10 protein-coding genes are annotated in these 12,406 nt (G+C 63.3%); 9 read left to right on the forward strand and 1 reads right to left on the reverse strand.

Features of this window, described 5'->3' with window-relative positions:
• The first annotated feature begins 37 nt into the window (after positions 1-37).
• From hemN to RQP54_RS15455, 4 genes are read left to right on the forward strand one after another with little or no spacing between them, the layout of a single operon-like run.
• The gene (gene hemN, locus RQP54_RS15440) at positions 38-1,435 is read left to right on the forward strand and encodes an oxygen-independent coproporphyrinogen III oxidase (protein WP_315679277.1); all 1,398 of its coding nucleotides are present in this window, start codon (positions 38-40) and stop codon (positions 1,433-1,435) included.
• A gap of 53 nt (positions 1,436-1,488) precedes the next feature.
• On the forward strand, positions 1,489-2,178 hold the full coding sequence (locus RQP54_RS15445) for a sulfite exporter TauE/SafE family protein (RefSeq protein WP_315679278.1): 690 nt from the start codon (positions 1,489-1,491) through the stop codon (positions 2,176-2,178).
• 29 nt (positions 2,179-2,207) lie between these two features.
• A complete protein-coding gene (gene dusA, locus RQP54_RS15450; RefSeq protein WP_315679279.1) occupies positions 2,208-3,212 on the forward strand; it encodes a tRNA dihydrouridine(20/20a) synthase DusA in 1,005 nt (334 codons plus the stop codon).
• Positions 3,209-4,117 (forward strand): DMT family transporter, encoded by a 909-nt coding sequence (locus RQP54_RS15455; protein ID WP_315679280.1) that lies wholly within the window; start codon positions 3,209-3,211, stop codon positions 4,115-4,117. The genes dusA and RQP54_RS15455 overlap by 4 nt, the downstream gene beginning before the upstream one ends.
• 72 nt (positions 4,118-4,189) lie before the next feature.
• Here RQP54_RS15455 and RQP54_RS15460 read toward each other — a convergent pair whose 3' ends face one another.
• Positions 4,190-4,858 carry a GntR family transcriptional regulator gene (locus RQP54_RS15460; protein WP_315679281.1) on the reverse strand — a complete coding sequence of 223 codons (669 nt, stop codon included), beginning with the start codon at positions 4,856-4,858 and terminating at the stop codon, positions 4,190-4,192.
• 133 nt (positions 4,859-4,991) lie between these two features.
• Here RQP54_RS15460 and scpA point away from each other — a divergent pair, with 133 nt between their 5' ends.
• Genes scpA through RQP54_RS15485 form a run of 5 tightly spaced genes read left to right on the forward strand, consistent with a single transcriptional unit; the run spans position 4,992 to position 12,321 of the window.
• Positions 4,992-7,148 carry a methylmalonyl-CoA mutase gene (gene scpA / locus RQP54_RS15465; protein ID WP_315679282.1) on the forward strand — a complete coding sequence of 719 codons (2,157 nt, stop codon included), beginning with the start codon at positions 4,992-4,994 and terminating at the stop codon, positions 7,146-7,148.
• 30 nt (positions 7,149-7,178) lie between these two features.
• Positions 7,179-8,192: a methylmalonyl Co-A mutase-associated GTPase MeaB gene (meaB, locus tag RQP54_RS15470; RefSeq protein ID WP_315679283.1), complete on the forward strand. Its 1,014-nt coding sequence runs from the start codon at positions 7,179-7,181 to the stop codon at positions 8,190-8,192.
• 49 nt (positions 8,193-8,241) lie between these two features.
• Positions 8,242-9,774 (forward strand): acyl-CoA carboxylase subunit beta, encoded by a 1,533-nt coding sequence (locus RQP54_RS15475; RefSeq protein WP_315679284.1) that lies wholly within the window; start codon positions 8,242-8,244, stop codon positions 9,772-9,774.
• 31 nt (positions 9,775-9,805) lie between these two features.
• Positions 9,806-11,857, forward strand: coding sequence for an acetyl/propionyl/methylcrotonyl-CoA carboxylase subunit alpha (locus RQP54_RS15480; RefSeq protein ID WP_315679285.1), 2,052 nt, complete (start codon positions 9,806-9,808; stop codon positions 11,855-11,857).
• Positions 11,854-12,321 carry a VOC family protein gene (locus RQP54_RS15485; RefSeq protein ID WP_315679287.1) on the forward strand — a complete coding sequence of 156 codons (468 nt, stop codon included), beginning with the start codon at positions 11,854-11,856 and terminating at the stop codon, positions 12,319-12,321. The genes RQP54_RS15480 and RQP54_RS15485 overlap by 4 nt, the downstream gene beginning before the upstream one ends.
• The last annotated feature ends 85 nt before the right edge of the window (positions 12,322-12,406 follow it).

The raw sequence follows: 12,406 nt of genomic DNA on the forward strand, positions 1-12,406 counted from the left end.
CAACAGGCACATTTGAGACCGTTGAATTGGAGTTCTCATGAGTGCAGAAATTGCCGCCCCGGTGTCCGATGAACTGCTGCGTCGCTATGACATTTCGGGACCGCGCTATACCTCGTACCCTACAGCGGACCGTTTCGTCGAGGCCTTCGCGGCCGAAGAATATGCCCAGGCGCTGACCCAGCGCCGCAGCGGCCCGGCTGCCATGGCCCTGCCGCTATCGCTGTACGTGCACATCCCTTTCTGCGAGTCGTTGTGCTACTACTGCGCGTGCAACAAGATCATCACCAAACACCACGACCGCGCTACCGAGTACCTGCGTTACCTGGAGCGGGAGGTCGAGCTGCACGTGGACCGCATTGGCCGTGGCCAGACCGTGAGCCAACTGCATTTCGGCGGCGGTTCCCCCACCTTCCTCAGCGACGACGAATTGCGCACGCTGATGGCCATGCTGCGCCGCAATTTCCATTTCATTGAAGGGGGCGAGTACTCCATCGAAGTCGATCCCCGTACCATCGATGAAAAGCGCCTTGATACCCTGGCCGAGCTCGGGTTCAACCGGCTGAGCTTCGGTGTGCAGGACTTTGATCCAGCCGTGCAGAAAGCCGTACACCGCATCCAGCCCGCCGAACAGGTCTTCTCGCTGGTGGCGGCTGCGCGTGCCAAGGGATTTGCCTCGGTCAATGTCGATCTGATCTATGGCCTGCCTCAGCAGACCCCGGAATCCTTCGAGCGCACCTTGGCGCAGGTGAACCAGCTTCGCCCGGACCGCATCGCGCTGTACGCTTACGCCCATTTGCCTGAGCGCTTCAAGCCCCAGCGTCGCATCAACATCGTCGAGATCCCCAGCGGAGCCTCCAAGATCTCGATGCTGTCGCGTTCTCTGGCGGCTTTCCTGTCGGCCGGCTACGTGTACGTGGGCATGGACCACTTTGCACTGCCGGACGATGCCTTGGCGGTGGCCAAGCGCCAGGGGCGTCTGCATCGCAATTTCCAGGGCTATAGCACCCAGCCCGACTGCGATCTGATCGCCCTGGGTGTGTCCAGCATCGGTCGCATTGGCGCCACCTACAGCCAGAACGCCAAGACCCTGGACGAGTACTACGATGCCCTCAACCATGGCCGCTTCCCCGTGGTGCGCGGACTGGCGCTCACCCGTGACGACGTGGTGCGCCGCGCAGTCATCATGGCCTTGATGTGCCAGGGCAACGTGCTGTTCGAATCGATCGAACTGGCCCATCTGATCGACTTCAAGAGCTATTTCGCCAAGGAACTCGAAGATCTCAAGCTGCTGGAAGAGCAGGGCTTGGTGGTGGTGGATGCGCAAGGTATCCAGGTCACCGCACAGGGCTGGTTCTTCGTGCGCGGCGTGGCCATGGTGTTCGACAAGTACCTGCAGTCCGACCGCACCCGCGCCAAGTTCTCCAAGATCATCTGATGGGCATGACCCAAGCCGCCCTGGGGCGGCTGGTTTGCCCTTAGCATCGCCCGATGCAGACCACGCTCGCAACCACCGCGCTCCTGATGGGGCTGGCCGGTGGCCCCCATTGCATAGCCATGTGCGGGGCCGCCTGCGCTGGCATTGGCCAGGCCGCAGGGCCGCACCGCAACCTCGCCCTGTGGACCTTTCAGCTCGGGCGCATCGTCGGCTATGCGCTGCTGGGTGCCTTGGCGGCCGCCTCCATGCAGGGCCTGGGATGGCTCACCATCCAGTCGGCAGCCTTGCGGCCTGTCTGGTCCCTGTTTCATGTGGCGGCGATCCTGCTTGGCCTGGTTCTGTTGCTCAACGGCCGCCAGCCGGTGTGGCTGGAGGAGGGTGGGCGGCGCATCTGGCGACAGGTGCGCAGCTTCACCCAACGCTGGGGCCGCGGTGCGCCCCTGGTATTGGGCGTGAGTTGGGCGCTGCTGCCTTGCGGTCTGCTGTATTCGGCCCTGCTGGTGGCCGCCATGGCCAACGGCGTGGCCGATGGGGCAGGTGTCATGGCGCTCTTTGCCGTAGGGACCAGCGTCAGCCTGTTGGCGGGGCCGTGGCTGGTGCTCAAGCTCCATGCCATGGGCAGTGGAGCGGTGAGCGGTGCCTGGGGCGTCCGACTGGCCGGCATGGCGCTGGCCGGCAGCTCCGCCTGGGGCCTGTACATGGGTCTGGTACACAACACCGCGCCTTGGTGCGCCACGGTGTAACAACTGTCCAGGCGGGATAATCCTGCCCCATGACGATTGAATCCCTGGCCGCCAAGGCCTCCGGCTACGCCCGCATGAGCGTGGCGCCGATGATGGACTGGACCGATAGACATTGCCGGTATTTCCACCGGCTGCTGTCCAAGAACACCCTGTTGTACACCGAGATGGTCACCACGGGCGCCTTGCTGCACGGTGATGTACCGCGCCACCTGCGTTTCAACGCCGAAGAACACCCGGTGGCCTTGCAGTTGGGCGGCAGTGAACCCGAGGACCTGGCCCGTTGTGCCAAGCTCGGGCAGGAGTGGGGGTACAACGAGATCAACATCAACTGCGGTTGCCCCAGCGAACGCGTGCAGCGCGGCGCCTTTGGTGCCTGCCTCATGAACGAGGCGACCCTGGTGGCCGACTGTGTCAAGGCCATGGTCGATGCCGTGGACATTCCGGTCACGGTCAAGCACCGCATCGGTATCGACAAGGTGGAAAGCTACGATTTCGTGCGCGACTTCGTCGGCACCGTGGCCGAGGCCGGTTGCACCGTGTTCATCGCCCACGCCCGCAACGCCTGGCTCAAGGGTCTGAGCCCAAAGGAAAATCGCGAGATTCCGCCGCTGCGTTACGACATCGTGTACCAGCTCAAGAAGGACTTCCCGCATCTGACCATCGCCATCAATGGCGGGATCAGCACCACGGAGCAGGTTCACACGCATCTGCAGCATGTGGACAGCGTCATGGTCGGACGCGAGGCCTACCACAACCCGTTCTGGCTGGCGGAGTGGGATGCTGCGTTTTTGGGAGCGGACCACGCAGTCAATACGAGGGATAGCGTCGAATTGGCCATGGTGGACTACATGGAGCGCGAGGCCGTGCAACACGGTACCGGCTGGTATGGCATTGCCCGCCATATGCTGGGCCTGCGCCACGGGCAGACGGGCGCACGCAAGTGGCGCCAGGTGTGGAGTGACCACCGGCTGAAGGATACTGCACCGCGCTTGGTCATGGAGCGGGCACAGGCTGCCATGGGACGCACCGAGTGAATGCCGCTGCCCAAGGCTCCGAGCCCGTCCGCTACCGCCTGGCGGTGCTGGCCTTGTGGGGCGCGCCGGTGCTGTGGACCGTCAACCTCATCATCGCGCGCAAGGCGCCAGGTCTGGTGGACCCCTACACCCTGGCGTTCGGGCGTTGGCTGATTGCCGCCGTGGTGCTCGTGGCCTTGTCCTGGCAGGAACTATGGGGCAAGCGAGCCGAAGTGTTGCGCCAGTGGAGGCACTTCGTGGTGCTGGGCTTTTGCGGCATGCTGGTCTGCGGTGCCTGGGTCTACCTGGGGGCGCAATCCACCGTGGCGATGAACATCGCGCTCATCTATGCCGCGTCCCCGGTGCTGATTGGCCTGGGTGCGGTGTTGTGGCTGGGGGAACGGATGCGACCTACGCAGGTGGCTGGTGTTGTGCTGGCGATGGCCGGGGTGGTGCATGTGGTGGTGCAGGGGCGCTGGACGGCGCTGGCCCAGGTGCAGTGGGTGGCGGGCGACTGGTGGATCGTCGCAGCCATGGTGGCCTGGGCCGCTTATGCATTGCTGCAGAAACTCTGGCCCAGTTCCCTTGGTGATTCCGCCCGACTTGCAGCCATCAGCCTGGGTGGTGTGCTGACCTTGTTGCCTGGCATGGTGTGGGAGCAGATGTCCGCGACGCACCTGCCGGTAACTGCCGAGGCGCTGGCCATCATGGCGTTGGCGGCCTTGGTGCCGGGCGTGGGGGCGTACTGGATCTACGGCTGGGCCCAGAAAATCCTCGGAGCCAGTCGGGTGGCCGTCACACTGTACCTCGGACCCTTGTATGCCGCTGTGGCGGCGTATGCGGTGCTGGGGGAATCGCTGGGCTGGCAGCACATTGGCGGTGCTGCGCTCATCCTGCCGGGGGTGTGGCTGGTATCCCGGCGGTGACCAGAAAATACAACTGAATTCGATTTGCAGCCCAGGAACTATGTGCGTGAGCAGCTACGAAAACCGTAGCAACTAGTTGGCCGCTTCGAGCCCGTTGGCAAAGTGCTCGCGCATGCGTTGCTGGGTCAGCTGCGGGTCGCGGGCCTTGAGCGCCGCCATGAGGGCGCGGTGTTCCGCCAGCGACTCGGCGGTGCGCCCGCGCTTGAGCAGCGAGTTGTGGCGGTTGAGCTTCATGACCTTGCGCAGGTCGGCCACGATCTGGTTGCGCCAGCGGTTGTTGGCGATTTCGAGCAGGCGCATGTGGAAGCGCTCGTTCACAGCGAAGAATTCGTCGGTGTGGGACTCGTCCAGGCCCGCCGCTTCCAATTGGGCGTGCAGCTGCTCCAGCTCGGTCATTTCCAGCGGCGTGGCTCTTTCGGCCACTACGGCGGCAGCATCGCATTCAAGCAGGCTCAGCAGGTGGTACACGTCGGCCAGATCGTCCTTGGACACTTCGGTCACGTAGGCGCCGCGGCGCACCTTCATGGTCACCAGGCCTTCGGCCGCCAGCACCTTGAGCGCCTCACGCAGGGGAGTACGGCTGATGCCGAGTTCCTGCGCGATCTTCAGTTCGTCGATCCAACTGCCCGGCTCCAGTTCACGCTTGAAGATGCGCTGGCGCAGCAGTTCCGCCACTTCTTCGTACAGCGCGCGGGGGGACAGTGCGGAGGCAGATCGGGGTTCGGACAGCACGGCGGACATGGGGGCGGATTGTAAGCCAGAATCAATATTTTGAATACATAATTATGAATTAGTATAGAATGCGCCGCAACAAAGCACCGGCTCGCCCCGGGAGCGCCATTGGACTGTTTCCCATTTCTCAGCAGGTAGTGCCATGACCGACTCCGCCAAAGAATTCAATACCGCCACTCTGGAAGCCTGGGCCAAGGTGGCCGCCAAATCGGCCCCCGGTGGCAATGTGGATGCGCTCAACTGGGTCACGCCCGATGGCATTACCGTCAAGCCCCTGTACACCGCGGCCGATACGGCCAACTTGCCGTACACCGATACGCTGCCCGGGTTCGAGCCCTACCTGCGCGGCCCGCAGGCCACCATGTATGCGGTGCGCCCCTGGACCATTCGCCAGTACGCGGGTTTTTCCACCGCCGAAGAGTCCAATGCCTTCTACCGCAAGGCGCTGGCCGCCGGTGGGCAGGGTGTTTCCGTGGCCTTTGACCTGGCCACCCACCGCGGCTACGACTCCGACCACCCGCGCGTGACGGGCGACGTGGGCAAGGCCGGCGTGGCCATCGACTCGGTGGAAGACATGAAGATCCTGTTCAACGAGATTCCGCTGGACAAGGTGTCGGTCTCCATGACCATGAACGGCGCCGTGCTGCCGGTGCTGGCAGGGTACGTGGTGGCGGCCGAAGAGCAGGGCGTGAGCCAGGACAAGCTGGCGGGCACGATCCAGAACGACATCCTCAAAGAGTTCATGGTGCGCAACACCTACATCTACCCACCCGAGCCGAGCATGCGCATCATCGGCGACATCATTGAGTACACCTCAAAGAACATGCCCAAGTTCAACTCAATCTCGATCTCGGGCTACCACATGCAGGAAGCCGGTGCCAACCAAGCGCTGGAAATGGCGTTCACGCTGGCCGATGGCAAGGAATACGTGAAGACCGCCATTGCCAAGGGCATGGACGTGGACGACTTCGCGGGCCGCCTGTCCTTCTTCTGGGCGGTGGGCATGAACTTCTACCTGGAAATTGCCAAGATGCGCGCCGCGCGCATGCTGTGGTGCCGCATCATGAAGGGCTTCAATGCCAAGAACCCCAAGAGCCTGATGCTGCGCACCCACAGCCAGACCTCGGGCTGGTCGCTGACCGAGCAGGATCCGTACAACAACGTGGTGCGCACCACCATCGAAGCCATGGCGGCCGTGTTTGGCGGCACCCAGTCGCTGCATACCAACTCGCTCGACGAAGCCATCGCGCTGCCCACCGAGTTCTCGGCCCGCATTGCGCGCAACACGCAGCTCATCATCCAGGAAGAGACTCACATCACCAACGTGGTGGACCCCTGGGCCGGTAGCTACATGATGGAGACGCTGACCCAGCAGATGGCCGACGAGGCCTGGAAGATCATCGAGGAAGTGGACGCCATGGGCGGCATGACCAAGGCTGTGGACAGCGGCTGGGCCAAACTCAAGATCGAAGCCGCCGCCGCCGAGAAGCAGGCACGCATCGACAGTGGCAAGGACGTCATCGTTGGCGTGAACAAGTACAAGCTGGCCAAGGAAGACCCGATCGAGATCCTGGACGTGGACAACGTCAAGGTGCGCGAAGGCCAGATTGCGCGCCTCAAGCAAATCCGTTCCACCCGCGACAACGCCGCCGTGCAGGCCGCTTTGGACGCATTGACTGCCGCGGCACAATCCGGCCAGGGCAACCTGCTGGACCTGTCCATCCAGGCCATCCGCCTGCGCGCCACGGTGGGCGAGGTGAGCGATGCCCTGGAAAAGGAATTCGGCCGCCACCGTGCTGATACCCAAAAGGTGACTGGTGTGTACGCTGCTGCTTACGACTCGGCCGAGGGCTGGGACAAACTCAAGACCGAGATTGCGGAGTTCGCAACTGCGGAAGGTCGCCGCCCGCGCGTGATGATCGCCAAGCTGGGCCAGGACGGCCACGACCGCGGTGCCAAGGTGGTTGCCACGGCCTTTGCCGACCTGGGCTTCGACGTGGACATGGGCCCGCTGTTCCAGACCCCCGAGGAATGTGCCCGCCAGGCCATCGAAAACGACGTGCACGCCGTGGGTGTCTCCACCTTGGCTGCGGGCCACAAGACCTTGGTGCCCGCCATCATCCAAGCCCTGAAGGACCAGGGTGCCGACGACATCATCGTGTTCGTGGGTGGGGTGATTCCGCGCCAGGACTACGACATGCTGTACGAGGCGGGTGTGAAGGGGGTGTACGGCCCCGGCACCCCCATTCCGGCCAGCGCGAAGGATGTGCTGGAGCAGATCAAAAAGGCCCGAGCCTAAATCCCGCCGACCCGTAACGGCTGCACTCCCGTGAGTACGCCCCCTTTGCTCGATGGCATCCTGCATGGCCCAAGCGCCGCGCAGCGCCGTGCCATTGCCAAGGCCATCACGCTGTTGGAATCGACCCGCGCCGACCATCGCCAGCAAGGCGATGCCTTGCTGACTGCGTTGCTGCCGCACACGGGCAAAAGCCTGCGCTTGGGGATAAGCGGCGTGCCGGGCGTGGGCAAGAGCACTTTCATTGAGGCGCTGGGCCTGTACCTGATCGGCAAGGGCCACCGCGTGGCGGTGCTGGCGGTGGACCCATCGAGCAGCGTGTCGGGCGGTTCCATCCTGGGGGACAAGACCCGCATGGAGCAGCTGTCCATGCGCGAGCAGGCCTACATCCGCCCCAGCCCCAGCAGCGGCACGCTGGGTGGCGTGGCCGAGAAGACGCGCGAAGCCATGCTGGTGTGCGAAGCCGCGGGCTATGACTTGGTGATCGTGGAAACCGTGGGGGTAGGGCAGAGCGAGACGGCGGTGCACGGCATGACCGACATGTTCGTGCTGCTGCAACTGCCAAACGCGGGCGACGACCTGCAGGCCATCAAGAAGGGCGTGATGGAGCTGGCCGACCTCGTGGTCATCAACAAGGCCGACATCGACCCCAACGCGGCCACCCGGGCCCGGGCCCAGATCACCTCCAGCCTGCGGCTGTTGGGCCTGCACGGTAGCCACGAGCATGGACACCACGATCAATCGGTTTGGCACCCCAAGGTGATCCAGATCAGCGCGCTGCAATCGCAGGGCGTGGACACGTTCTGGGATACGGTGACCGAGTTCAAGCAACTGCAGCAAGCCAATGGGCAGTTGGCACAACGCCGCCAGCACCAGGCCCTGGCCTGGATGTGGGAGCGCATTGATGCCGGTCTCAAGCAGGCGTTCAAGGCCCATCCGGCGGTGCAGGCCCAATTGGCCAGCACGGTAGCAGCAGTGGAGGCCGGCAGCCTGCCGGCCAGCACTGCAGCACGAAATCTGCTCTCCGCCCTCGAAATATCTGCGTGAGCAGCTACTGAATTCATAGCGACACATTTTTTGACGAAAGAAGGAAGCCATGCAAGACATCCTCGACCAACTGGAAAAGAAGCGCGAAGCAGCCCGCATGGGCGGTGGCCAGAAGCGCATTGATGCCCAGCACAAGAAAGGCAAGCTCACCGCGCGTGAGCGCCTGGAAGTGCTGCTGGATGAAGGCACTTTCGAAGAGTGGGACATGTTCGTGGAGCACCGCTGCGTCGACTTCGGCATGGCCGACAACAAGATCCCCGGTGACGGCGTGGTCACCGGCTACGGCATGATCAACGGCCGCCTGGTGTTTGTCTTCAGCCAGGACTTCACGGTATTCGGCGGCGCGCTGTCCGAAGCCCATGCGGAAAAGATCTGCAAGATCATGGACCAGGCGATGAAGGTCGGTGCTCCGGTCATCGGCCTGAACGACTCGGGCGGTGCCCGTATCCAGGAAGGCGTGGCCAGTTTGGGCGGCTATGCCGACGTGTTCCAGCGCAACGTGATGGCCAGCGGCGTGATTCCCCAGATCAGCATGATCATGGGCCCCAGCGCCGGTGGTGCGGTGTATTCCCCGGCCATGACCGACTTCATCTTCATGGTGAAGGACAGCTCCTACATGTTCGTGACCGGCCCTGAAGTGGTCAAGACCGTGACGCACGAAGAGGTGACGGCCGAGGAACTGGGTGGTGCCATTACCCACACCACCAAGAGCGGCGTGGCCGACCTGGCTTTCGAGAACGACGTGGAAGCGCTGCTGATGCTGCGCCGCCTCTACAACTACCTGCCGCTGAACAACCGCGAGAAAGCCCCCGTGCGCAAGAGCGGTGACCCGATCGACCGCGCCGACCGTAGCCTCGACACGCTGGTGCCGGACAACCCCAACAAGCCGTACGACATGAAGGAACTCATCGTCAAGACCGTGGACGATGGCGACTTCTTCGAGATCCAGCCCGAATACGCCAAGAACATCATCGTTGGCTTTGCCCGCATGGACGGCCAGACCATCGGCATCGTGGCCAACCAGCCCCTGGTGCTGGCCGGTTGCCTGGACATCAAGAGTTCCATCAAGGCCGCGCGCTTCGTGCGCTTCTGTGACGCGTTCAACATCCCCGTGGTCACTTTCGTGGACGTGCCCGGCTTCATGCCCGGCACTTCGCAGGAGTACGGCGGCATCATCAAGCACGGTGCCAAGCTGCTGTACGCCTACGCCGAGTGCACCGTGCCGAAGATCACCGTCATCACCCGCAAGGCCTACGGCGGCGCGTACGACGTGATGGCCTCCAAGCACCTGCGCGGCGACGTGAACTTTGCCTGGCCCAATGCGGAAATTGCCGTGATGGGTGCCAAGGGTGCAGTGGAAATCATCTTCCGCGAAGACAAGGGTGACCCCGAGAAGCTCGCTGCCAAGGAAGCCGAGTACAAGGCCCGCTTTGCCAACCCGTTCGTGGCCGGTGCACGCGGCTTCATCGACGACGTGATCCTGCCGCATGAGACCCGCAAGCGTATCTGCCGCAGCTTGGTGATGCTCAAGGACAAGAAGCTGGAAAACCCGTGGCGCAAGCACGGCAACATCCCCCTCTGATCACCGACAAGAACGACAAGGATCACAGAACATGTTTACTAAGATTCTCATTGCCAACCGCGGCGAGATCGCCTGCCGCGTCATCGCCACCGCCCGCAAGATGGGCATCAAGACGGTTGCCGTGTACTCCGACGCCGACAAGGAAGCGCGCCATGTGCAGCTGGCTGACGAGGCCGTGCGCCTGGGCCCGCCGCCCAGCCGCGAGAGCTACCTGCTGGCCGACAAGATCATCGAGGCAGCTAAGCAGACCGGCGCACAGGCCGTGCACCCGGGCTACGGCTTCCTGAGCGAGAACGAGGACTTTGCGCGCCGCTGCGAGGAAGAAGGCATCGCCTTCATTGGCCCCAAGCACTACAGCATTGCGGCCATGGGAGACAAGATCGCTTCCAAGAAGCTGGCCAACGAAGCCAAGGTCAGCACCATCCCCGGCTACAACGACGCCATCGAGTCGGCCGAGAAGGCGGTCGAGATTGCCAAGGGCATTGGCTACCCCGTCATGATCAAGGCCTCGGCCGGCGGTGGCGGCAAGGGACTGCGCGTGGCGTTCAACGACAAGGAAGCTTTTGAGGGCTTCACCAGCTGCCGCAACGAAGCGCGCAACAGTTTCGGCGACGACCGTGTGTTCATCGAGAAATACGTGCTCGAACCCCGCCACATCGAAATCCAGGTGCTGGGTGACAGCCATGGCAACGTGGTGTACCTGAACGAGCGCGAATGCTCCATCCAGCGCCGCCACCAGAAGGTGATTGAAGAGGCTCCCAGCCCCTTCATCAGCGATGCCACCCGCAAGGCGATGGGCGAGCAGGCCGTGGCTTTGGCCAAGGCCGTGAAGTACCAGAGCGCCGGTACGGTGGAGTTTGTGGTCGGCAAGGACCAGGACTTCTACTTCTTGGAGATGAACACCCGCCTGCAGGTGGAACACCCGGTTACCGAGTGCATTACCGGACTGGACCTCGTGGAGCAGATGATCCGCGTGGCTGCGGGCGAGAAGCTCACCATCACCCAGGCCGATGTGAAGCGCGACGGCTGGGCCATTGAGTGCCGCATCAATGCGGAAGACCCGTTCCGCAATTTCCTGCCATCCACCGGTCGCCTGGTGCGCTTTGCGCCTCCACCGCAAACCATGTTCCAGGCCGACACGTCCCAACTGCAGGGCGTGCGCGTGGACACGGGCGTGGCCGAGGGGGGCGAGATTCCGATGTACTACGACTCGATGATCGCCAAGCTCATCGTGCACGGCAAGGACCGCAACGAAGCCATCGCCAAGATGCGTGAGGCCCTCAACGGTTTCGTGATCCGTGGCATCAGCTCCAACATTCCGTTCCAGGCGGCGCTGCTGGCGCATCCGAAGTTCGTCACGGGCCAGTTCAATACCGGCTTCATCGCCGAGCACTATGGCAAGGGCTTTGCCGCCGAAGACGTGCCCCACGAAGACCCCAGCTTCATGCAGGCGCTGGCCGCATTCGTGCGCCGCAAGAGCCGCGAGCGTGCTGCCACCCTGTCGGGTCAGTTGCCCGGGTATGGCGTGAATGCAGGCAAGGACTACACCGTGGTGACGCTATCGCCGGATGGCAACAACCAGTACACCCCGGTTCACGTCGATGAGTTCGTGGGGGAACAAGGCTTTGCCCGCGTCAAGGTGGGTAATGAGAGCTATGAAATCCGTAGCGATTCACGCCTCAACGACATTGCCATCACGGGCACCGTCAACGGCCAGCCCTTCACCGCCCAGGTGGAGCGCGGCACACCCAAGAACCCGCTGGCGCTGCGCGTGCAGCACAACGGTACCCGCATCGATGTGCTGGTCATGTCCCAGCGCATGGCCGAGCTGCACCGGCTGATGCCCTTCAAGGCCCCGCCGGACATGAGCAAATACGTGCTCTCGCCCATGCCGGGCCTGCTGGTCGACGTGGCCGTGCAGCCGGGCCAGAAGGTGCAAGCCGGGGAGCGCGTGGCCGTCATCGAAGCCATGAAGATGGAAAACGTGCTTTTTGCCGCCGCCGACGGTGTGGTGGCCAAGGTGCTGGCTGCCAAGGGCGAGTCCCTGGCCGTGGACCAGCCGATCGTGGAGTTCGAGAAATGAGCCGTCCCTTCAAGGTGCTGGGCATCCAGCAGATCGCCATCGGCGGCCCCGACAAGACCCGGCTGCAGAAGCTCTGGGTGGACATGCTGGGGCTGGAAGTGACCGGCACCTTCAGGAGCGAACGCGAAAACGTGGACGAGGATATCTGCGCCATGGGTTCTGGCCCCTACAAGGTGGAGGTGGACCTGATGCAGCCGCTGGACCACGAGAAGAAACCTGCCGTGCACACCACGCCGCTGAACCATGTGGGGCTGTGGATCGACAAGCTCCCTTTGGCGGTGGAGTGGCTCACCGCCCAGGGTGTGCGCTTTGCACCGGGAGGTATCCGCAAGGGGGCCGCCGGGTATGACATCTGCTTCCTGCACCCCAAGAGCAATGACGAGTTCCCCATCGCTGGGGAAGGTGTGCTGATCGAGCTGGTGCAAGCACCGCCAGAAGTGATCGCCGCCTTGTCCGTGGTCTGATTACGACGGGGGCCGAGCCCAAGCGAGGCTCCCCGGTTCTTCCTCCGTGTCTTGTTTCCCTCGCGCAGATATTGTTGTAAGCTGA

Source organism: Curvibacter sp. APW13 (assembly GCF_032337135.1).
GTDB lineage: Bacteria > Pseudomonadota > Gammaproteobacteria > Burkholderiales > Burkholderiaceae_C > Allorhodoferax.